This window comes from Streptococcus sp. SCPM-O-B-15294 (M123) (assembly GCF_058200455.1).
This window is the reverse complement of sequence record NZ_JBYQGU010000002.1, coordinates 40309-61005: the sequence shown is the minus strand read 5'-3', so window position 1 is coordinate 61005 and position 20697 is coordinate 40309. Positions and strand designations below refer to the sequence as shown.

Genomic DNA, 20697 nt, shown 5'->3' with positions numbered 1-20697 from the left:
ACTTCATTAAATAACAAGTACTATTAGAAGGCGCCAAATCCTCCTCCTCCACCACCTCCAGAGAAACCACCGCCGTCAAAGCCACCACTGCCATCTGAAGAGTTAATAGAGAAGTTTGAAACACTATAGGAATTATCTGCATAGGCCATTAAAGTAGAGCCATCTAGAAAGGTATTTGAAGAGGATGTTAGCCAAACAAGAGCATCCCAGTCTTCATATGGTAAGGAAATCTGATGATTTTGGAGTACCTGACTCACTTTTTTAGCTTGACCATACAAGGTCGCGTACACCAAAATACGATTCCATAGGACCACACTCTCAAGTTCTGCTTGGTTGAAATTTGGAATACTTTCGATCATATTTCTAAAAGCCATCCATTGGAATTGCGAATCCAAGTTCTCTAAGGATTGTAGATGATCTTCACGGATTTTCACAACAATATAAAATGGAATGAATAACAGAACCAAAAGTAAAATGATCCAAAAATAGAATGAAGATAGGTGTGAACCAAATCCAAATGTTAAGAAACACATGCTCACAAATAAGATCAGTAAGAGCCAAAAGTGTAAGGCACAGCCTGTTTTTGAAAAAGCTTCTTCTTTCTCAGTTAAGTCTCTAAAATAAGAGGGCAATCCTAATTTCGCAATCTCCTTGTCAACACCTTTTGACAATTGCTGGGCATCTTTTTTTAAAAGCGATTGAACATCACTTCCGACCTTTCGAATGCGATCTCGTTGCGCCTCTGTTTTAGCAGCCCGAAAATCTTTTTTTAGAGCTACTTGATTAATTTTATATTTTGAGAATACCTCGCTGATATTGATTTCCGTTTCTTGATCAAAGATCATGTCAATAAACTTCAATTCAAAATCAGCCAAGCCTTCATGGTGAAGACAGGTCAACCTTTCCCCGTTTTCATTCCTAGTCAAACGAAGATTTCCTCGGTCAATGAGGTCTAACATTGTTGCTTGAATGAGATGGTTAAATTTTAATTGACCTTTCTCTCTAAATATCACCATTTGTTCAAAATCAAGTTGATACAGCGCCTTAGCTAGAACTAATGGTGGTAAATTCTGCGGTGGTTCGTATAATCTTACTCCTTTTGCAATCCGACGATTTCTGGTACTGATCATATAGCGAATCCATGGAATAAAAGCTAGGACAAATAAAAGAATCGATACAATTGGCACGACTCTGAGAAACAGTGTCTTGTAGATGAATGTTTTTTGTTGAATGGATCTCTCTTTTTTTAGGAATTTATCTTTTCTATTTTCTTTTTTTATCTTATTAGATTGGCCTCGACGCAGAGCTTCTGTCATGGGCCAGTATGCGTGGAGTTCCAATTTTCCATTCTTTGGGAAGTTCCGTAACTGAATGTGATAGCCAGTCGCAGTCCGGTCAATCTGGGCTGGTGGGTTAAAATAACCGGTATGAGCATACAATTCTCCCTGCTTGGCATCCAAACCATCCACATAAAAATCTAATTTCGCGATATCCTCATCCCCATCTGAAAGAGGGAACCAATTGAGCTCCGCTATATCGGAATACAGGTCTAGAATATGATCAATCTTCCATACAACCTTGATGGTAACTTTGCCTCCAACAATCCTCGAATTGTAGATTTTTAATAGACGACCATCTCCGAGATCCGATTCTTCTACACGGATCTCTCGTTTTTCCCCGTCCACATAAGCTTCAACTTGAGGATTTTCATGGATTTTAAATCCTTTAGGAAGGGGATCTGCACTCCCTAAAGTTACATACTGACCATTGTAGCCCGTATGAAAATCATAGGTAATCTCTTGAGTGAATGTTGCCTGGCTATCTTCCTGCAAATGGAGGTGTCCTACATAAGACTCGATCGAATACCGGACGTCATCATCTGCCTGAACCGGACTAACTGTACAAAATAAGCCACACAAGATACCAATGACTAGTAAAAACCTCTTCATTTCAAACTCCTATTAACTAAAAGAAGGTTGAGACTGATTGTCTCAACCTCCTTCAACTTTTTATCGACTGACTCTTTTTCTAACAGGTCTGCGACTGAAAAATACATTAAAGAGAAGCAAGGCTGCTGCTAGGATGCTGGAAACCACGACATAATTCACCAAGAGACTATCCCCTTTGATAATTGGTGGTCGCGCCATGAGTCCATAATTGCCTCCAGTGACTTGGTTGACTCCCACAAGGAATAAATCCAAGACGAAAGTATAAAGAACAATCTCTCGATTTTTTAAGAGACTCGAATCATAGCATCTCAAGAGATAAATCAAGGAATTAACCAAGAGACAGTAATGCCCTAAGAGAAAAGAAAAGCTCGTAATATGAGGGAAGGTATAGGGATCAAAGACCGGATAACCCAAGGCAAAGATCGCCCCACTGACTCCCATCAAGGCAAAGAACTGCTTGCTCTTCCATCTGTCTGGCAAGAGCAAGACAGCAAACATGGCCAAACGGCAATGGTACAAGGGTAAACTATTGGACCAGGGAAGTTGAAAAGCAAAATACCAGATATATAGACAGATCAATTGAAATATTTGTAAGTTTCGAAAGATCTTCCGAAATTGTTCATTTTGATAGTAACGTAATGAAGCCCAAACTGCCATTAGGATTAAAAGAACCATGACCCCATACCAGAGGAGCGGTATAACAGGTGGTGCAGTGGATTCAGTTGTAAAAAAATGATGCATAGGATCTCCTTATTAAACGGATTCAGATGTTCTTTTTCTTTTCTTACTGGACTTAACGATTGCATTGATCAGGATAAGGGTCCCTGTCATCAGGATCGTCACAATCAAATAATTGAACACAAGTCCATGATCACCAAGTACAGGAGGACGACGCATAAAGCCGTAATTTCCACCTGTTACAAGATTCGCAAGCTGAATAAAAGCATTAACCCCAAAAGTCATCTGACAGATTTTCCAGGCATCCCTTTCTTCCACCTGGTAGGATTGGACCAGATAGATCAAGCAATTGGCCAAGAGGGCCCAGTGACCAAAGACATTGTTGATCGAAGATACGTGAGGAAAAGGATAGGGATAAAAGACGGGATGAACCAAGGCCATGATAGAACCAAAGACACCAACAAGTGCAAAATATTGCTTGAAGCTTCCCTTAGGAGCTAAGAGAATGATCCACATGGCCATCCGGCTATGATAGAAGGGCAGGCTCTCCGAAACAGGCAAACGAGCTGCAATATACCAAGCATTGATAATGAGCAACTGGATCAATTGCCCCCAATACCAAAAGTTTTGATAGCCTTTGGAATAAGCAAATCGAATAGACAGAAGCCCCACCACTACCAATGAGGTCGGCAGCAAGAAATACCAAGCCCCCAATTGAGGAGGAGCCGTTGGTTGACTGGTGAAAAATAAATCCCAAAGAGTCATGTCTTCCTTTCCTCAGCTCATCTATTTTCTATTCTGAACGCGAACCAACAGTCTCTTCAACCATCTTGTATTTGTACTTATAACGTTGGTTGACTAAGAAAATTCCAGCTACCATCACAAAGCTAACCAAGAGGTAGTTTAAGAGAGCACCGTGGTCCCCAATGATTGGTGGACGCCGTAAGAAGCCATAATCTCCTTTCGTCAAAAGGTTGACTAAGAAAATCAAGGCATTCATGCCAAAAGTGATCTTGAAAATTCTCAAGCTGTCTTGTTTTTCAGATTGATAATGATCCTGTAGGTAAATCAAACTATTGGCAAGCAAGGCCCAGTGACTAAAAATCAGATTCAACACAGTGATATGAGGGAATGGGAAGGGATCAAAGGCTGGATAAACCAGGGCCGCAATCGATCCCAAAACTCCCAAGAGAGCAAAATATTGCTTGATATAGGTCCCTTTAGGGGCAAAGAGAATCACCAGCATAGCCAAACGGCAATGATAAAAAGGCAAATTATCCGTCAAAGGCATGTGGGCAAGAATATACCAAGCATTGATGGTCAAGACTTGGATCAACTGTGCCCAATACCAAAAGCGTTGGTAGCTTTTAGACTGCGCATATCTGATGGAAAAGTAACCAACCACCAACAAAGAAGCTGGCAGAATGAAATACCAGAGCCCAAACTCAGGCGGGGCTGATTTTTGGTTCGTAAACAATAAATCCCAAAGTGTCATGTTCATATTCCTTTAATTTATAGATCGTTTTTAATCACAATACAAATCTCGTTTCCCATCATAAACCTCCCAAAGGAAGTTCAATTGTTCTTCTGTATTGCGCTTGGTAGAAAGAGCAGGCATTTTCTCTCTCTCAAAAAATGCAAGATCGGAAATTTCCTGATTCTGTTGAAAACTTCCATCCAGCAATTCACATTCAAATACCAATTTCACATATTGGCGGCTTTGCAATTGGTAGCGATTGGTATCAAATACTGCCAACAAGCGATTGACACGTGCTAAATAGCCCGTTTCTTCTTGGATTTCCTTTAAAATATTTTCTTTAGGAGAATAGCCAACCTCACCAAAACCACCCGGCAAAGCCCAGGTCTCTTCTCCCTGACCTTTCACTAAACAAAGTTTGTCATCTTTGACAATCCAGGCCCTAACATCAATCAAGGGAGTGTCGTAATGGTCTGTCGGGCGAAACAAATCCGATAATTCTTGTGGATTCAAATCAGTCGCTTCTCTGACAAGATCCTGTAAAATGGCACGAATATCCTGATAGCGCTCTTGATCAAATGGATCTTTTGAGAACGCTAAGCCTGTATTGGTGATTGAAATCAAGCGCTGAATGTTCTTTAGTACATTATTACTCGCCATTCTCCAACTCCTCTACCAATTTGGCTAGATTCATAGAATTGCTTCCCTTGATGAGGATTTGATCCTGCTCTTTTAGACTTTCCTTGACTTGTTTGACCAAGTCCTCAAACTGGTCTTCCTCAGCGGTCTTTTTGAAATAATAGACATGTCCGAGTGGGAACATCTGGCTCGCTAATTGAGCCAAGCCCGCAATGTCTTGACCGTAGAAAATCACCGTATCCAAGACATCCGGCGACAGGCTGAGAATCATTTGGTTGTGCAGATCAATGGATTGCTCCCCTAGTTCTTTCATATCTGCCAAGACCGCTAGCTTGCGACCATTTGGATTGGCAGGAATGGTCGAGAAGGTTTCTAAAATCAGGCGCATGGCCGTTGGGTTGGCATTGTAGACATCAGATAAAATATCCGCTCCGTTACTTGCTTTCTTCCATTCTGTACGGTTCTTAGTAAGCTCTAAGCCTTTAAAGCTTGCACGGATGGCCTCTTCACTGACTCCTTCTTTCAAGGCAACATAGGCCGCAATCATGGCATTGGTCGCATTGTATTTGCCTGTGACAGGTAAGTCAATAGCATCTGATAAGAAATTCGCTTCAAAAGTCAGGCTATCCTTGCGTTCGTCCAACTTGGTAAGGCTGATGTCTGCTCCTTCACCAAAGCGCACAAGCTCTTGTTGACTCGGCAAAAATTCCTCAACAATGGGATCAGCCGGCACTAGAAGCAAGCCACCAGCTGGCATCCCGTCCGCAATTTGCAATTTCCCTTTAGCGATTTCTTTGCGGTCTTTGAAAAACTCAAGGTGAGCTTCCCCAATGAGGGTCACGATCGCTGCCTTAGGATGCGCAATTTCTGAGAGAAGATGGATATCTCCCAGATGGTCCTGCCCCATTTCAAGGACAAGCTTCTCTGTCCCTTCTGGCATATGGAGAACCGTATAAGGGAGGCCAATCTCGTTATTGTAGTTCCCTTGTGTTTTATAGGTTTTATAAGTAGTAGATAATAACTGAGCCAACATATCTTTGGTCGTTGTCTTACCGTTTGAACCGGTGACAGCTAAGACATCTACTTGACTCTTCTCCAACACATATTGGGCTAATTTTTGAAAGGCCGCTAGAACATCATCTACCAACAAATATGGGTGGCCTTCTACTTCTTTTTCAGACAAGGTCGCTACGGCCCCGTTTTCAAAGGCCGTCTCGATGAAATCATGCCCATCACGCGCCCCCTTAAGAGGGACAAAAAGGTCACCAGTCCCAATCAAACGGCTGTCAAATTCCGGCTTGACGAGGGCTACATCTTTAAATTGACTGATATCATTGCGAGCAGCCAGGACACCTGCTACTTCGTGCAAGGTTAGATTCATAGTATTCTCCTCTAAAAAGGGGGAGCAGGAAGAAAATCGACTCCTCATTGAGTTGATTCCATCCCCTACTCCCACTTGGAACAGATTCTTACAGTAAGTGTGCTTCGCGTTTTTCGAAAGTTGCTTTTGCCAACTCAACCAAACGCTCGATCAAATCAGGATAGGACAAGCCCATGTTGTCCCACAACAAAGGATACATAGACCATTGGGTAAAGCCAGGCATGGTATTGAGCTCATTCAAGTAGATGCCCCCATCCTCTGTGTAGAAGAAATCACAACGGGAGAGACCTTTCCCACCAATGGCACGGAAGGCCAATTCGGCATTCTGACGCATGGTCGCAGCAACTTCTGCAGGAATTTCAGCCGGAATCGCCATCGTAATCTTATTATCGATGTATTTGGCTTCATAGTCATAGAAGGCTACATCTTTGACCACCTCACCAGGGAGGGTACTCTTGACATCGTAGTTACCCAACAATCCCACTTCAATTTCACGCGCTACGACACCCTGCTCAACCAGAACACGGCTATCATATTTAAAGGCCAATTCCAAAGATTGACGAAGTTCTGCCTGGTTCTCTGCTTTTGAAATCCCGACACTAGAGCCCATATTAGAAGGCTTGGTAAAGACAGGATAGGTCAATTCTTTTTCGATTAAGGCAATTTTAACTTCTAGGTCATCTCCTTCAAGGACTGCCACATAAGGAACTTGTGGAATCCCTGCAGATTCTAGGACCCGTTTCGTGGTAATCTTGTCCATCGCCACACTAGAAGAAAGGATATCACAACCCACATATGGGAGTTTCAAGACTTCTAGGAAACCTTGAACCGATCCATCTTCTCCCATTGGTCCATGAAGGACTGGAAAGACAACCGCTCCTTCTTGGTAGATACTGCTCGGAGATACTTTAGCTTCCCAATCAATGGTCTCGTTGGTCATCAAGCGTTCTGTTTCAGCAGGCTTCTCTTCAAAGCTTTGGGTCTTGATGAAGTCTCCCGCCTGAGTAATGAAATAGGTCTCAACAGAATACTTGTCATAATTAATCGCCCGCATGACGCTTTCAGCTGAAAGTACAGACACTTCGCGCTCTGCGCTACGGCCACCATAAAGAAGTACAATTTTTTCTTTTGCCATTGTTTGGTCCTAATCCTTTTTTTAATTTTGTGCTTCCTGATTGACTTGTCAGAAGCACTCCTCACATACGAGTTCGTCCCTCTAGTATACCACACTTTAAAAAGAAAGAAAACGAGAGAGAACACCTAAAAAACAAAAAAACCGGAGGGGTTCCTCCAGTTTTTGTAACCGCTTATAACTCGGTTCGATTTTCAATAGCTCGGAGAAGGGTCACTTCGTCCGCATATTCGATATCAGCTCCGACAGCTAATCCACGTGCCAGGCGGGTCACTTTGATGCCAGCTGGTTTGAGGACGCGTGAGATATACATAGAAGTTGCTTCCCCATCTGCAGTTGCATTGGTCGCCACAATTACTTCTTGGACCTCATGATCCATTAATCGTGTAATCAAGGACTTGAGGTTAATATCATCTGGTCCGACCCCATTCATAGGCGAAATCAAGCCATGAAGGACATGGTAGCGACCGTGGTACTCCTGGATATTCTCCATGGCCGACACATCTCGACTATCTTCTACCACTAAGATGGTCGATGGATCGCGCGTCTCGTCTCGACAAATGGCACACTCTTCTTCATCTGTTAGGTTCCCACAGATGGAACAGTAGCTTAATTCCCGCTTTGCTGACAAGAGATTCTTGGCAAACTCATTGACATCGTCATCACTCATTCCGATGGTATAAAAGGCCAGACGAGTTGCTGTTTTGATCCCAATACCAGGGAGCTTGGAATAACTTTCAATTAATTTTGCGATAGGTGTTGGATAGAGCATAGCTTCCTTTCTAGTTCATAGGATGTTTTTGCTGGTAGAGATTGATAATCTCTCTGGTAATACTGTGACTAACAGTCGCTTGGAGATTGGTATTGTGAGGGAAGACGACTGCCACCGCAATCTGAGGATTTTCAGATGGGGCATAGGCGATGACATTGGTATTTACAGCAGGGGTCCCACCATTTACAAATGTTTCTGCAGTCCCGGTCTTCGCACTGATTGGAACGGCAGCTCCTTCTCCGATGGTTTTACCAGTTGTTAAGCCACTGGTTCCGTATACCACCTGATAAAAACCTTGTTTAATGATAGCTAGATTTTCGGGTGTCAAAGCTACTTGATTGAGTTCTTTTGTTGCAATCTCTTCTTTCAGAGGGCCCAAACCTCCCTTGGCATCATTCTCATAAATTCCTTGGACCAGGTGTGGAGCCACGCGTTTCCCATCATTGGCAATGGTTGCAACATATTGAGCCAACTGCATAGGGGTATAGTTATCAAACTGACCAAAGGCGTCTGTTAGGTAATTACCAATCGTGAACTCTTTAGGAACATAGCCCGTAGATTCATTCGGAAGGTCAATTCCTGTCTCTGTTCCCAGACCATAAGAGGCAAAGGTCGAACGCAATTTGTTCATAGCTGGATCCAATTGGTCAGTCTTCAAGCTCATGTTTGGCTGATAGGGTTGGCCCATCAAATCAAGAGCTATCTGCACCATATAGGTGTTGGAAGAATATTCCAACGCTTGGACCGCATTGATTTCTTGGCTTCCAAACTGGGTGAACCAAGAAGTGATAGGAGCTGAACCAGAAAAGGAGATTGGTTGATCCAATAGGACTTGATTCCCAGAAATCACTCCATTTTCCCATCCTGCTGTCAAAGTCGCTGCTTTCACAACCGATCCTGGAACAAAGACATTGGTCACTGTTCCTAAAGCGTCAGGGGTCAGGTCTTGCGAACCAGCCTCATGTTTCATCCCCGCCATCGCAAGGATTTTACCCGTTTTTGGATCTAAGGCAACCGCATAGACTCCTTCTGAGTAGGTGGCATTTCCAGCGGCCAATTCTGCCTGGAAGGACTTCTTCAAGATGTCCTCCACTCCTCTTTGGAAATCCAAATCAATGGAAAGCTTGATATTGTTCCCTTTGCTTCCTTTGGAGAGGGTTTCGATTTTTTCGACATTGCCATTCTTGTCTAAATGGATTTCTTTTTCAACCCGTTCTCCTTGGAGAACAGACTCATATTGTTTTTCTAAATAAGAAGTTCCGACGCGATCATTTAAGGCATAGCCTTTTTCCAAATAATCATCCACTTCTTCAGCTGGAAGACCTGCTTGCTCTGTCGACACACTACCGACGATGGAAGCCAAGGGGCTATCAACCACTTTTCGATCCCAACTTGTGATCACTTCAAATCCTGGAAATTCTTTTAAATGATCTTTGACTGTCGTTACCTGCTCATCGGACATCGGATCGGTCACAATCGTAGCACTGGCAAAGTTTTCAACGGCATTCATTTGGCTAAAGAGATAGATGGCCTTCTTTTCTTCTTCTGTATAACCTAATTTTTCAGTCTCAATACTATCAACAGCATGCTGATAGATGGTTGCTTCTGGAAGTGGATTGCCGTCCGTGTCGATACGCTCTTCCTTGGGCAACTTATCCACTACCTCTTTATAGACTTCCGAATTTGCGAGATAAAAGTCGATCTCTTGACGCTTGGTGATTTGGGGATTCGAAACACTTACATAATTCAGAAGAAGCTGAGCTGTTTGACGCATTTCTTCTGCAGTAAACTTATTGCTTCGGGTAAAAGACAAGACCTTCTTGTCAACATTTTCTACCAGAGGCTGACCAGAAGCATCATAAATCTGTCCCCGGAGACTCCCTCTTGTTAAGTGTTTTTTGGTAGCTTTTGCCAATTTTTGTGTATAAAAGCCTTGATGAGTAATCTGCATATACCCTAGTCGAGCAATTAAAATCAAAAAGAGGGTACAGACTATACTGAATAACAAATAAAGTCGTCTAGTAATCCACCGATTATCAAATTTTCTCACCTTAGCATTCGCTTTTTTTGAACGTTTAGATTTTTGCGCCATACCTCTCCTTTCACCGTGATTCTCAGCCCCAGTCCCTAACAATCCATGGTAAAAATAGGATAACTTTAAAGGAAATCTGAGGAATATTTCTATTTTAAACTCAACCTCCATTATAGCACATTTCATCCAGACACGAGTCGCTAGACCAGATAAAATAATCGTCATTCTGAACTCCTCGGTAAGCATTCTTTTATGCATATGCGGGAGGCATAGCTCTTGACTGCAAAATAGCTCCCTTCTCAAATCACAGGAGACAAGTGATAGGAGATTTTTTGGTATAATAGAAACATCGAAAAAGTTAGTAAAGGAAACGATATGAAACTGATCTCATGGAATATTGACTCATTGAATGCCGCCTTGACGAGTGACTCTGCACGCGCAAAACTCTCTCAAGACGTCCTCCTCACCTTGGTTGCAGAGGATGCGGATATCATTGCCATTCAGGAAACAAAATTATCTGCTAAAGGACCAACAAAAAAACACCTAGAGGTCTTAGCAGAACTCTTCCCTGGATATGAAAACACCTGGCGGTCCTCTGTAGAACCAGCCCGCAAAGGATATGCAGGAACCATGTTCCTCTATAAAAAAGAATTGACACCAAGGGTAACCTTCCCAGAAATTGGTGCTCCTTCTACCATGGACGTCGAAGGTCGAATTATTACCCTTGAATTTGATGACTTCTTTGTGACCCAGGTCTATACTCCGAATGCTGGAGATGGGCTCAAACGCTTGGAAGAACGCCAAATCTGGGATGCCAAATATGCAGACTACTTGGCAGAACTAGACCAGCAAAAGCCTGTTCTGGCAACAGGAGACTACAACGTAGCCCACAAGGAAATCGACTTGGCTAATCCAGCCAGCAACCGTCGTTCCCCAGGCTTTACCGATGAAGAGCGTGCTGGCTTTACTAACTTGCTAGCCAAAGGGTTCACTGATACCTTCCGCCACTTGCATGGGGACCTTCCAGATCAATATACTTGGTGGGCACAGCGTAGCAAGACATCTAAAATCAACAACACAGGCTGGAGAATTGACTACTGGCTCACTTCTAACCGCATTGCGAACAAGGTAACTAGATCAGCTATGATTGACTCTGGTGCCCGTCAAGACCATACACCAATTGTCATGGAGATTGATCTATAAGGAGGAAACAATGGACTATCAAGCCGTCATCCCTGAATTTGTAGTATCTGACATCGAAAAGTCGCGCCACTTCTACTGCGACTTGCTGGGTTTCTCTGTCCAATACGAACGTCCAGAGGAGAAATTTCTCTTTCTCTCGCTTGAAGACTGCCAGCTGATGCTAGAAGAAGGCAACGCAGAAGAATTAGCCCAACTGACCTATCCTTTCGGGCGCGGTGTCAATATTTCCTTTGGTATCAAGGATGTCCCTCAGCTCCACCAAAAACTGCTGGAAGCCGAATATCCCATCCATCGTCCGCTGATAAAAAGAGAATTTCGAGTAGGAGATAGCTTTATTTATCCCCATGAATTTGCGATTTTGGATCCAGATGGTTATTTTTTAAGATTTAGCGAATAAGAAAAAGGAGGCTCTTAGCCTCTTTTTCAGTAAGTAACTATCCATTGACAGGCTTGTAAATCTATAGTCAAAAACAGTTGCTAAACCCTATGAAATCAACATGTCAAAGAACTTTGATAGCCCTTTTTTATAAAATTGAGTAGAATGAAATCAGGAAGCGAGGAAATCTTATGCAAGTCGGAAAACAAATCCAGCACTATCGTAAAGAGAAAAACTTATCTCAAGACGAATTAGCTGAAATCATCTTTGTCAGCCGTCAATCCATTTCCAACTGGGAACGCGGCGCAACCTATCCTGATATTCAAAACCTGCTCTTACTAAGCAAGGTCTTTGGAGTGTCATTGGACAAACTAGTCAAAGGAGATTTGGAAACCATGAAACAAATTATTCACGACCAAGAATTTATGCGCTATCAAAAAGATGAAGTGGTTTTTAGCTTACTGCTAATTGGCAGTCCTATCATCAGCACTCCCCTTATTCTTTATTTGGATGGATACGGCATCGCTATTAGTTGCTTGATTCTTGCTGTCGGTATATTCTACGCCCTACGCATTGAAAAATTCAAGAAAAAGCATAATCTTCGTACTTATCGCCAGCTTGTCGCCTATGAACAAGGACGCAGTCTGAGCGAGATTGAAGAAGCTGAAGAAAGGGGTAAAGCTCCCTACGAAGGAATCCTCATTCCTATTCTATTTGTCCTTGGAATTGGCGCTATTACTCTACTGATTTCTTGGCTCTTACTTACTTTCTTCCCTATCAAATAAAAGCGAAGTCATTAGACCTCGCTTTTTAACTGTCTTTAAAGTTATAGAGTTGCGGATAGTGATCACATTCAGGATTTTTCGGATGGCAAATGGCCCGTCCAAAATAGATCATAGCCTGATGAGCTGGGAGCCAGCGTTCAGGAGGAAGAACGTCCATGACTCGTTTTTCCACTTCTAATGGTGTTGCTGATTTCTTGACGATGTCATGGTGCTTGCAAATCCGCTCTACATGAGTATCAACAGCAAAGGCAGGAATTCCGAAACCGACACTCATGACCACATTGGCTGTTTTACGTCCCACTCCGGCTAAACTCTCCAGTTCCTCCCGTGTCTGAGGGACTTGGCCATCAAAGTTGTCCAACAATTGTTGGGCACATTTTTTGAGAAACTTAGCCTTATTGCGATAGAGACCTAATTTGGAAATATGCTTGGCAATGTCGGCTTCACTGGCGACCGCCATGTCTTGAGGAGTTGGGAAAGCTTCAAACAAAGCGGGCGTTGCCTTATTGACCGCTGCGTCCGTCGTCTGAGCAGAGAGCATGACCGCTACTAATAATTCAAAATGGTTACGAAAATCCAAACTTGGCTGAGCATCTGGAAAGAGGGCAATAATTTCTTCAATCACATGTCGTGCCCGTTTTTTTGATAAAACCATAACGTCTCCTTTGTATTACTAGACTTTATTATAGCATGAAGTCCGTCTATTTCTGAAAAAATCGGCTTCAGAAAAGGAAGTAGGACAGAATGAATTTTAAATGATATTCATTCTGTCCCACCTCCTACTTATATTAAAGGCGCCTTAACTCTATTGTTTGTTTTACACCAATCTCTTCAAGAAAGAAATCAAGGTTTGAGCAGAGCGTTCGCCAGCCTCTACGATAAATTCATCAAAAGAGATATTAGCCACGTGATCTGCCGTATCACTCATAGCCCGAATAACCATGAAAGGACGGCCAGCTGCATGAGCCGCTTGGGCAATAGCTGCCCCTTCCATCTCAACGGCCAATACTTCTGGGAAATGTTCCCTAATCGATGCGACTTTTTCTTCACTCGCGATAAAGCTATCCCCAGTCGCAATCAGGCCAACATGGGTTGGTGTTTGTTCCTCAGCTAGCACTTTTTTCATCTCTGAAACAAAATAGCGGCTGGATTCAAAGTAAAGAGGTTGCCCTGCCATTTGACCATACTTATAGCCAAAGGCTGTCACATCCACATCATGATAAGCCAATTTGTCCGCTAGGACAATATCTCCAACAGCCATCCCTGGTGCTACGGCACCTGCAGAACCTGTATTGATAATGGCTTCCACCTTAAAATCGTTGGCCAACACAGCCACACTCATGGCTGACATGACTTTTCCGATACCACTTTCAACCAAGACCACTTCATGGCGACCAATCGACCCTGTATAGTAAACCTTTCCTAGGCGAAGGTGTTTCTCTCCGTTCTGCAAAGCTTCCACTAAGATTTTTAATTCTTGTGGCATGGCCGCAATGATTCCAATTTTCATAATCGTAACTCCTTTGGTAGACGCTGCTTATAAGCGCCAGATTGCAAGAATTAACAAGATGAGGAGCAGGATGACCCAAAATAAGATCTTATTCAATTTTGATTGAATCACCTCATCTTTTTGGTTCTCAATCCGACGACTCTTGGTCACTGTAGGTTGGACTCTGATTGGAATAGTCTCCTGAGGATACGATGCTCCATGTCCACTATCTTCTTCCCTTGAAGTCACTGGCCGTTCATAACCAAAGCCTCTGTTCCCTGTCGGGAGAATTTTTGTTTCTTCCTCATCAAAGAGCGGGGGACCAGAGATCGCTTCTCCCCGGTTTGCCCGCTCAATCATTTCATCGGTTAATAAAGGTTTGCCCATCGGTTTCTCCTCTATTCTTTATTTGTTTTGTAGGTGTTTCCAGTATTGAATTGCCATAATGGTTTTGGCATCACAGATATCACCCGTTTGTATCAGCTCCTCAGCTTCTGCTAAAGTCACCTCAAAGAGCTCCAAGGTCTCATCTGCATCTTGAGGGCGAGGATTTTCCACTTTTTTCAAATTGGTCGCAAGATAGAGTTTGATCCGCTCGTTACAAAAACCAATGGCAGAATAAAAATCATACAACAACTCTAGATCCGCTGTGTAACCAATTTCTTCTTCCAATTCACGCAGAGCAGCTGCTTGAGGATCCGCATTTTCACCCTTTTCCAACTTGCCTGCTGGGATCTCTACAGAAGTTCTCTCGATCGCCTTGCGGTACTGCTTGACCAAAATAGTCTTGCCCTCATCTGTGATCGGTAAAACCGCAACAGCTCCATTATGAAAAATCAAATCACGCTGCGCTTGACCTTTTCCATCGGGTAGTTCCACTTGATCTGTAACTACTTGGAAAATCGGTCCTTGGTAAATCTCCTTGCGTTCAATGGTTTTTTCTTCAAATTGCATGAAAATCTCCTATTTATTTTTAGGATGGTGAGGAAGGCGAGTCGCGTACTCATCCTTATTGACTTGACGACCGCGACCAATCGCAATCGCGTCAGCCGGTACATCCTTGGTAATGGTGGATCCAGCACCGACTAGGGAATTATCGCCTAACTCAACAGGTGCAATGATGGTCGAATTAGATCCGACAAAGACATTGTTTCCAATAAGGGTCTTGTATTTATTCTTCCCATCATAGTTGACGGTGATGGTTCCTGCACCAAAGTTGACGTTGCTTCCGACTTCACAGTTACCAATATAGGTCAAATGGCCCGCTTTGGTATTTTCGCCGATAGACGAACCTTTGACTTCGACAAAGTTTCCGATATGGACATCTTTGGCAAGGCTAGAACCTGGACGAATATGGGCGTAAGGTCCTACTGTCACGCCATCGGCTACGGTGCTTTCTTCAATCATAGAGTTGGTAATAACAGCACCTGCACCAATCTCACTGTCCACGACATAGGTTCCATTAGTTAAGACTGTTTCAGCCCCAATTTTTGTTTGTCCTTTTAGGGTGACATTGGCTTCAATTTGTACCTCTGGGGCGATTTCGACATCGATATCGATATAGGCCGCATCTGGATTAACAAAGCTCACTCCATTAACCATGTGGGCTTGGTTAATACGGCGACGCATGATACCTTCTGCTGTCGCAAGGGCCACGCGGTCGTTAACCCCAAGACTTTCATCAAAGTCTTTGAGCGTATAGGCTCCAACTTTCTCTCCTGCTTCTCGGAAGATCCCAATCACATCTGTGATATAGTATTCACCTTGAGCATTGTTGGTGTTGATATTCTTCAAAGCTTCAAAGAGGCGGGCATTGTCAAAAACATAAGTCCCTGTATTGATTTCTTTGATTTGCTTTTCAAAATCTGTCGCATCTTTTTGCTCGACGATTCGAAGCACTTCCGCATTATCATTACGGACAATCCGACCATAGCCAAATGGATTAGCCGCTTCGGCTGTCAAAATCGTTGCCACATTCTTGTGATTGATATGGAAGTCGATCAAGTATTTGAGGCTTTCACCCGTAATCAAAGGTGTATCCCCTGCGATGACAAGGGTGTGGCCTTCAAGAGCTTCCAAGACTGGCTCTGCCATCATAACTGCATGACCAGTTCCCAATTGTTCGGTTTGTTTGACAAACTCTGTTTGTCCAGCTAAGACTTGCTCCACCAATTCAGCCTTGTGGCCCACAACCGTTACAGTCTTTTCGGGTGAGATGGCTCCAACACTACGGAAAACATGTTCCAACATAGAGATCCCAGCAACCTTGTGTAGAACCTTCGGCAAATCTGATTTCATACGGGTACCTTTTCCCGCTGCTAAAATAATGGCATAATTTGGCATATACATTCTCTTTTCTGTACAATATCGCTTACATTATACCATTTTTTGGCCGATTTGAAAAATTGACGTAGATCAAAAAACTCTCCTAAAAGGAGAGCATGTTCTATAATGGATAAACTTTGCGAAATTCTTCTAAAACCACCTTGCTGTCAGGTGTAAACGTCAGTCCTGCTTCCTCCAGCCACTCCGTGAAAAACTCCTCATGAACCTGACGCCAATAGGCTAAGGATTTGTCCCCCTCACCTTCCTTGTAGGCATGGTCGGCTGACACATGATGAAAAGGTTGAACAGAAACCTTGGTAATTTCGACAATACAGACAGCTTGATCTTGACTGTCTAAAACGACATCAAAGGTCCCTACTTGGGGAAGAGGTTCGTCCTCTACTGCGTAAAGATCGTAAGCTGAGGCAGTTGCTGTTTTTTCGCCTGTAAACACCAGATCCGCTAAAAGGTCTGGGTCCACTCCAAAGGCCCAGGCGTCTATCTCATCTCCGATAGAGGGGTTGATTTGCTTGTAGGCATTCCACATTTCTTGCGGTGTCATGGGTTCTCCTTTGTAATTTTTTACTTTCTTCTTTTATATGTTTAAGATGGTCTGGATGGTCAATTTCTAAATCAAAAATCTCTGGAATAGAGCTGTAATGGAGAATACATTCGATACCCATCTGATTCATTTTTTGTATGAAAGAAGTATTCAGATAGCCTGCTACAGCAAAATCAATCTTGTTCTTCCTTGCTTTATCCTGCATCTGTCTCAACATATCTAAAATAATTGGACTTTCCATATCATGCCATTGACTGTTTCTCACAGTCGCAAAAATAAAAGAAGTTAAATCATTCATTCCAACTACAATCTTTGAAATACCAGTTTCCAGTATCCTGTCCAAGTCGAAATAAGCTGATGGTAATTCAATCATCGTGCCGACTTTCCCGGTAAAACCATACTGACGCAATACTGTAATAGCTTGTTTTAATTGTTCGGCATCATTGACAAAAGGAAAAATAACAGACAGATTGGGTTTGGTTTGAAAAACTTCTGTAACAACACTTGTCTCAGCCTGAAATTCATCTGGACACGCCAACAAACGCCTGATACCTCTGTATCCAAATAAGGGGTGGCGTTCGTCAAAATACTCTTTAGTCCCGTCTAGAATATTTGCTTCTGCATTTGTTAACTCTGAAAAGCGATACCAGACTTCTTCATCTGAGTACAAATGACAAATAGTGTCTAGATAATCTTTCACAAATTGCTGACAATTTGGTAATAGTATGTTTTGATTGAGCTCTCTTAGCAAGTATTCCCCACGAATCAAGCCGACGTGGTGCAATAAATGGGGATAAACTTTTTCAACAATTTTTTCGCCACTAAGAGACAGTTGATTTCTCATCTTTCACCTCGTCTTAAAAGATACAATATCAGATATCATTATACGACACTTTCCTCTAGTTCAAAAGCTTCATAAGGTCCAACTAACTCATATCCTAAAAATTCTGCTACTTTTTTAGAAGCCACGTTATGAGCATCCCAAAGTGGAAACGTATCTCTATTTAAACTCTCTAGAATCATTGTAGCACCAAGCTTTTTAGCAAATCCATTTCCTTGTTCGTTTGGTCTAGTTGCAACTTCCACTTCAACTGCTCCTTGGTAAACTAACCCTGAGGAAATCCCAGCAATCAGTTCTTTATTTTTAACAATCACAAAGCCAAATCCACCTTTTAAAGTAAAATTCTGGTAGGACTCAAAATCTCCCTGTAAATCTTGTGACCATTCATCCTCAGAAAGGCAGTTATAAATATGATTATCAATAGGTACAATATTGTAACCTTTCTCTAACTGACTAACTAGATCATTTAGAAATTCAACTTGAAAATTTGCCTTATCCTTAAAAGAATAGCGAGTAAAAGAAATTAACCCAACTTGTCGACGCATAAAATCTTGCCACTTAGTGTCTTCTGAAATAATAATCTTATAATCTAAACCATATTGCCTAATAAAATCTTCCCAAAATCTAGAATTTAGCTCCCCTGCTAGGTATAGAAAATTCCCAATATCATAAAAACTTGTTGTCCCATCACTGTTTCGGTATACAGTTCCAATTTGAGATTTAAGACCATAGAGAACCATATTTTTCTTCCAGGTTTTAAATAGTTCCATTATCCCTCTATTTCACCTTCCAATTCCTATAACTTGTCAGTTCTAATTCTGGAAATCCTCGTAACTCTGCCTTCACTTTTAATACTAAAGGCGAGGCATTGTCTGCAGTAATTGCTTCCAAATTCAACCAAATTGCATTTGCTGAATCATTGCTTCCATCAAAAACTTCATGAGGAAGGGATTTTTGAGAGCTCTCGAAATCGAGTACGATATCATAAAAGGCCATGATATGGTGTACGGCGAAGTCTTGCCCCTCTTCTTGAACCAGCACGTCATAAATCCTAGGATTTGAATAACAGCTAAGCGTATAGCCTGTCTCTTCCAGAACTTCTCTCTTGAGGGTTTCTGTCAACCCCTCACCGAGTTCCTGACTACCACCCGGTAGGTCAAAACGATGCTGATAGGGGCCTCTTGTTTTTTCAATACAAAGCAATTTTCCATTCTCATAGCAAATGCCATAGACACCAAAGTGTTTTTTGATTTCCATATTCTACTCTTTTCTAAAAGTCCAAGATCAATAACTTACCTTATCCCTTAAAAGGAAAGAGGCTATAGATTTCATGCTCCTTGATATACTTCTTTAGTATCTCCATATTCTCTTCGATTTTTGCTTGGATATCTATCTTTTCACAAGTTGACTCAGCAATAAATATGAAGACATCGGTCATAAAAAGCTGTATTAAAGGCATTTTTTACCCCTTACGCATGCAAACATGTGGTAACTCTCTTCTAAGAAGTTCCCTTTGCTTTTGATTTGTTCTTCCCGTTGTTAAAAATCGGAGATGTTTCAGACTCTTCAGGTAGCTAACTGTTGATGCGTAGTTAAAAATAGACGTATCGACAAAATCCAAAAAACGAAGCTCACTAGAGGGCTGGATAAAATCCAATTCTGGTAATTTTTTATTTGCCGTAAATGAAAGATAGAGCAACTGATTTAAATCTCTAATAAAATTAAAGTTAGGCAACATTACACCATAATCAACGTGCAGATAACGCATGCCAGTATGAAAAGAAATGTTCTCTATCGTTTCCAAATTTGTCATGGAAGATATCCCTAGGGCTTTCACACAATCATTCTGGGGTAAGATAATCTTTTTTACTTTACTAGCCCCAACTATTAAAATCTTTTCTACTTGTTCATATTTTGAAAAGTCTAGCACATCAGATTTACTTCCCATCAAGTAAATCACCCTCGTATTGCTAGGTAAAGAAAGCTGATTAAAATCCACATCTTTCAGCATATCCTCTGGGTTTTCGACAATGTACTTTTGTCTTAATAAGCGATTGATATCGATAAATTCTTTATAAGTCAATTTTTCATCCAATAATGGTGCAATCTCTTCAATAGAATGCAGAGGCTCCATTGACAATAAATTCTCTCTTTCGGAAAATCCTTTTTTAATGATCTCTAAATATTTATCTAAACTGGTCATTATTCACCTCTTTTTATGAATATCATGCTTCGTTTTCTTTGTTCAACCTATCTATTTTTACAATGACACTTTTACAAGAAGAATAAACCATTGCTTGTCTCAAAAACTAAAATCATGAATCTTCAGAGTATTTTTTCTAAATAAACTATATCCTGCTTGCTCAATCTCGATCAAAAATGACCTTGACTCTGGCTCTACCCGAAGCGTCTAGATATTGCTCTAGTTTCGTAATAGACTCCTCTGAATCAGACAATTGAACAAACAAATCCCCATTGATGGTCATGACATCCTTTGTCGGTAAAAGCATGAGATTCTCAACGCTTGGATCATTCACAATCATTAAGGAAGGGGAATAAATACAGCTTGTGGAGAGGTCTAGATTTCCAAATCGTTCCCTAGCAGACACAAAAATAGATTCCATCCCACCTTGAGCTTTTAGCACAAATTCCCTCTCAAAAAATGCTTCAAAACTGTCGTAGATCTCGATGACATCCATAGTAATCCCATCTAAATAATAAACTTGATGACTTTGAATGTTCCCATCCTTCAATCTATAAGCGAATTGATCTCCAATAGCAGACATACCAAAAAAATAGTAGTCTGATGCATAATCTCTCCAGACGTCTTTCCATACCTCATCCGAATTCCAGGAATCTAGCGTAATAGCTTGAGTAGAATCCGTCCCAAACAAGCGATAATAGCCACCATAAAATTCCAAGCCATTGGTTATGGAGAGCAAATCCAGGTGAGCTCGCGGAAACTGTCTGGCTTTTAGTTTTTCTAGTTCAAGAGCTGAGGCCCCACTTTCTTGTATGACCAGATCCTCACAACATTTTAAAAAATTTTTCATTTC

At 41.9% G+C, this 20697-nt stretch carries 23 protein-coding genes and 1 pseudogene; 3 read left to right on the top strand and 21 right to left on the bottom strand.

Translation table 11 applies throughout. From position 1 onward, the window contains the following. Positions 1 to 23: 23 nt before the first annotated feature. From AC3E8G_RS01960 to pbp2b, 9 genes are all read right to left on the bottom strand, one after another. Positions 24 to 1949: a DUF2207 family protein gene (locus AC3E8G_RS01960; RefSeq protein WP_490676896.1), complete on the bottom strand. Its 1926-nt coding sequence runs from the start codon at positions 1947 to 1949 to the stop codon at positions 24 to 26. Positions 1950 to 2009: 60 nt separating this feature from the next. Next, the gene (locus AC3E8G_RS01955) at positions 2010 to 2690 is read right to left on the bottom strand and encodes a YwaF family protein (protein WP_414283844.1); all 681 of its coding nucleotides are present in this window, start codon (positions 2688 to 2690) and stop codon (positions 2010 to 2012) included. Positions 2691 to 2702: 12 nt separating this feature from the next. Beyond that, the gene (locus AC3E8G_RS01950; protein ID WP_414286172.1) at positions 2703 to 3392 is read right to left on the bottom strand and encodes a YwaF family protein; all 690 of its coding nucleotides are present in this window, start codon (positions 3390 to 3392) and stop codon (positions 2703 to 2705) included. Positions 3393 to 3420: 28 nt separating this feature from the next. After that, a complete protein-coding gene (locus tag AC3E8G_RS01945; RefSeq protein WP_223356176.1) occupies positions 3421 to 4122 on the bottom strand; it encodes a YwaF family protein in 702 nt (233 codons plus the stop codon). Between the two features lie 30 nt (positions 4123 to 4152). Beyond that, complete coding sequence (locus AC3E8G_RS01940; RefSeq protein ID WP_048715568.1) at positions 4153 to 4764, bottom strand: NUDIX hydrolase; 612 nt, start codon at positions 4762 to 4764, stop codon at positions 4153 to 4155. Then, positions 4754 to 6124: a UDP-N-acetylmuramoyl-tripeptide--D-alanyl-D-alanine ligase gene (locus AC3E8G_RS01935; protein ID WP_414286173.1), complete on the bottom strand. Its 1371-nt coding sequence runs from the start codon at positions 6122 to 6124 to the stop codon at positions 4754 to 4756. Before AC3E8G_RS01935 ends, AC3E8G_RS01940 begins: the two co-directional genes overlap by 11 nt. Positions 6125 to 6212: 88 nt before the next feature. Continuing rightward, a complete protein-coding gene (locus AC3E8G_RS01930; protein WP_154858597.1) occupies positions 6213 to 7259 on the bottom strand; it encodes a D-alanine--D-alanine ligase in 1047 nt (348 codons plus the stop codon). Between the two features lie 172 nt (positions 7260 to 7431). Further along, a complete protein-coding gene (gene recR / locus AC3E8G_RS01925) occupies positions 7432 to 8028 on the bottom strand; it encodes a recombination mediator RecR (protein WP_006596694.1) in 597 nt (198 codons plus the stop codon). 10 nt (positions 8029 to 8038) lie between these two features. After that, positions 8039 to 10120, bottom strand: coding sequence for a penicillin-binding protein PBP2B (gene pbp2b, locus AC3E8G_RS01920; RefSeq protein ID WP_490676895.1), 2082 nt, complete (start codon positions 10118 to 10120; stop codon positions 8039 to 8041). A gap of 315 nt (positions 10121 to 10435) precedes the next feature. Here pbp2b and AC3E8G_RS01915 point away from each other — a divergent pair, with 315 nt between their 5' ends. The 3 genes from AC3E8G_RS01915 to AC3E8G_RS01905 all read left to right on the top strand — a co-directional run bounded on the left by AC3E8G_RS01915 (position 10436) and on the right by AC3E8G_RS01905 (position 12424). Then, positions 10436 to 11263 carry an exodeoxyribonuclease III gene (locus AC3E8G_RS01915; RefSeq protein ID WP_048715560.1) on the top strand — a complete coding sequence of 276 codons (828 nt, stop codon included), beginning with the start codon at positions 10436 to 10438 and terminating at the stop codon, positions 11261 to 11263. A gap of 10 nt (positions 11264 to 11273) precedes the next feature. After that, the gene (locus tag AC3E8G_RS01910) at positions 11274 to 11660 is read left to right on the top strand and encodes a bleomycin resistance protein (RefSeq protein ID WP_490676894.1); all 387 of its coding nucleotides are present in this window, start codon (positions 11274 to 11276) and stop codon (positions 11658 to 11660) included. A gap of 170 nt (positions 11661 to 11830) precedes the next feature. Next, on the top strand, positions 11831 to 12424 hold the full coding sequence (locus tag AC3E8G_RS01905) for a helix-turn-helix domain-containing protein (RefSeq protein WP_490676893.1): 594 nt from the start codon (positions 11831 to 11833) through the stop codon (positions 12422 to 12424). Between the two features lie 25 nt (positions 12425 to 12449). Here AC3E8G_RS01905 and nth read toward each other — a convergent pair whose 3' ends face one another. The 12 genes and pseudogenes from nth to AC3E8G_RS01845 all read right to left on the bottom strand — a co-directional run bounded on the left by nth (position 12450) and on the right by AC3E8G_RS01845 (position 20694). Beyond that, positions 12450 to 13079: an endonuclease III gene (gene nth / locus AC3E8G_RS01900; RefSeq protein ID WP_125375054.1), complete on the bottom strand. Its 630-nt coding sequence runs from the start codon at positions 13077 to 13079 to the stop codon at positions 12450 to 12452. 162 nt (positions 13080 to 13241) lie between these two features. Beyond that, positions 13242 to 13934 (bottom strand): 5'-methylthioadenosine/adenosylhomocysteine nucleosidase, encoded by a 693-nt coding sequence (locus tag AC3E8G_RS01895; RefSeq protein ID WP_490676892.1) that lies wholly within the window; start codon positions 13932 to 13934, stop codon positions 13242 to 13244. A gap of 27 nt (positions 13935 to 13961) precedes the next feature. Beyond that, positions 13962 to 14300, bottom strand: a complete 339-nt coding sequence (gene macP / locus AC3E8G_RS01890; RefSeq protein ID WP_287514381.1) for a cell wall synthase accessory phosphoprotein MacP — start codon at positions 14298 to 14300, stop codon at positions 13962 to 13964. 18 nt (positions 14301 to 14318) lie between these two features. Next, positions 14319 to 14867 (bottom strand): NUDIX hydrolase, encoded by a 549-nt coding sequence (locus AC3E8G_RS01885; protein ID WP_287514384.1) that lies wholly within the window; start codon positions 14865 to 14867, stop codon positions 14319 to 14321. A 9-nt stretch (positions 14868 to 14876) separates the two neighbouring features. Further along, positions 14877 to 16256 (bottom strand): bifunctional UDP-N-acetylglucosamine diphosphorylase/glucosamine-1-phosphate N-acetyltransferase GlmU, encoded by a 1380-nt coding sequence (gene glmU, locus AC3E8G_RS01880; RefSeq protein WP_287514386.1) that lies wholly within the window; start codon positions 16254 to 16256, stop codon positions 14877 to 14879. A 103-nt stretch (positions 16257 to 16359) separates the two neighbouring features. Beyond that, positions 16360 to 16800, bottom strand: coding sequence for an ASCH domain-containing protein (locus AC3E8G_RS01875; RefSeq protein ID WP_287514388.1), 441 nt, complete (start codon positions 16798 to 16800; stop codon positions 16360 to 16362). Then, positions 16742 to 17644, bottom strand: coding sequence for a putative PEP-binding protein (locus AC3E8G_RS01870; RefSeq protein ID WP_490676891.1), 903 nt, complete (start codon positions 17642 to 17644; stop codon positions 16742 to 16744). Before AC3E8G_RS01870 ends, AC3E8G_RS01875 begins: the two co-directional genes overlap by 59 nt. Positions 17645 to 17682: 38 nt before the next feature. Then, positions 17683 to 18411 carry a GNAT family N-acetyltransferase gene (locus tag AC3E8G_RS01865; protein WP_048789710.1) on the bottom strand — a complete coding sequence of 243 codons (729 nt, stop codon included), beginning with the start codon at positions 18409 to 18411 and terminating at the stop codon, positions 17683 to 17685. 7 nt (positions 18412 to 18418) lie between these two features. Further along, entirely contained in the window at positions 18419 to 18898 is a 480-nt protein-coding gene (locus AC3E8G_RS01860; RefSeq protein WP_287514393.1) for an NUDIX hydrolase, read from the bottom strand. Between the two features lie 40 nt (positions 18899 to 18938). Next, a pseudogene (locus AC3E8G_RS01855) lies at positions 18939 to 19061 on the bottom strand (DUF6707 family protein); the annotation flags it as partial. 42 nt (positions 19062 to 19103) lie between these two features. Further along, entirely contained in the window at positions 19104 to 19844 is a 741-nt protein-coding gene (locus AC3E8G_RS01850; protein WP_287514396.1) for a hypothetical protein, read from the bottom strand. A gap of 160 nt (positions 19845 to 20004) precedes the next feature. Continuing rightward, on the bottom strand, positions 20005 to 20694 hold the full coding sequence (locus AC3E8G_RS01845) for an SMI1/KNR4 family protein (RefSeq protein WP_490676889.1): 690 nt from the start codon (positions 20692 to 20694) through the stop codon (positions 20005 to 20007). Positions 20695 to 20697 lie beyond the last annotated feature (3 nt).

Coding starts and splice junctions, on each gene's coding strand:
- AC3E8G_RS01960 (WP_490676896.1), bottom strand. CDS start 1,949: ATGAAGAGGTTTTTACTAGTCATTGGTATCTTGTGTGGCTTATTTTGT.
- AC3E8G_RS01955 (WP_414283844.1), bottom strand. CDS start 2,690: ATGCATCATTTTTTTACAACTGAATCCACTGCACCACCTGTTATACCG.
- AC3E8G_RS01950 (WP_414286172.1), bottom strand. CDS start 3,392: ATGACTCTTTGGGATTTATTTTTCACCAGTCAACCAACGGCTCCTCCT.
- AC3E8G_RS01945 (WP_223356176.1), bottom strand. CDS start 4,122: ATGACACTTTGGGATTTATTGTTTACGAACCAAAAATCAGCCCCGCCT.
- AC3E8G_RS01940 (WP_048715568.1), bottom strand. CDS start 4,764: ATGGCGAGTAATAATGTACTAAAGAACATTCAGCGCTTGATTTCAATC.
- AC3E8G_RS01935 (WP_414286173.1), bottom strand. CDS start 6,124: ATGAATCTAACCTTGCACGAAGTAGCAGGTGTCCTGGCTGCTCGCAAT.
- AC3E8G_RS01930 (WP_154858597.1), bottom strand. CDS start 7,259: ATGGCAAAAGAAAAAATTGTACTTCTTTATGGTGGCCGTAGCGCAGAG.
- recR (WP_006596694.1), bottom strand. CDS start 8,028: ATGCTCTATCCAACACCTATCGCAAAATTAATTGAAAGTTATTCCAAG.
- pbp2b (WP_490676895.1), bottom strand. CDS start 10,120: ATGGCGCAAAAATCTAAACGTTCAAAAAAAGCGAATGCTAAGGTGAGA.
- AC3E8G_RS01915 (WP_048715560.1), top strand. CDS start 10,436: ATGAAACTGATCTCATGGAATATTGACTCATTGAATGCCGCCTTGACG.
- AC3E8G_RS01910 (WP_490676894.1), top strand. CDS start 11,274: ATGGACTATCAAGCCGTCATCCCTGAATTTGTAGTATCTGACATCGAA.
- AC3E8G_RS01905 (WP_490676893.1), top strand. CDS start 11,831: ATGCAAGTCGGAAAACAAATCCAGCACTATCGTAAAGAGAAAAACTTA.
- nth (WP_125375054.1), bottom strand. CDS start 13,079: ATGGTTTTATCAAAAAAACGGGCACGACATGTGATTGAAGAAATTATT.
- AC3E8G_RS01895 (WP_490676892.1), bottom strand. CDS start 13,934: ATGAAAATTGGAATCATTGCGGCCATGCCACAAGAATTAAAAATCTTA.
- macP (WP_287514381.1), bottom strand. CDS start 14,300: ATGGGCAAACCTTTATTAACCGATGAAATGATTGAGCGGGCAAACCGG.
- AC3E8G_RS01885 (WP_287514384.1), bottom strand. CDS start 14,867: ATGCAATTTGAAGAAAAAACCATTGAACGCAAGGAGATTTACCAAGGA.
- glmU (WP_287514386.1), bottom strand. CDS start 16,256: ATGCCAAATTATGCCATTATTTTAGCAGCGGGAAAAGGTACCCGTATG.
- AC3E8G_RS01875 (WP_287514388.1), bottom strand. CDS start 16,800: ATGACACCGCAAGAAATGTGGAATGCCTACAAGCAAATCAACCCCTCT.
- AC3E8G_RS01870 (WP_490676891.1), bottom strand. CDS start 17,644: ATGAGAAATCAACTGTCTCTTAGTGGCGAAAAAATTGTTGAAAAAGTT.
- AC3E8G_RS01865 (WP_048789710.1), bottom strand. CDS start 18,411: ATGGAACTATTTAAAACCTGGAAGAAAAATATGGTTCTCTATGGTCTT.
- AC3E8G_RS01860 (WP_287514393.1), bottom strand. CDS start 18,898: ATGGAAATCAAAAAACACTTTGGTGTCTATGGCATTTGCTATGAGAAT.
- AC3E8G_RS01850 (WP_287514396.1), bottom strand. CDS start 19,844: ATGACCAGTTTAGATAAATATTTAGAGATCATTAAAAAAGGATTTTCC.
- AC3E8G_RS01845 (WP_490676889.1), bottom strand. CDS start 20,694: ATGAAAAATTTTTTAAAATGTTGTGAGGATCTGGTCATACAAGAAAGT.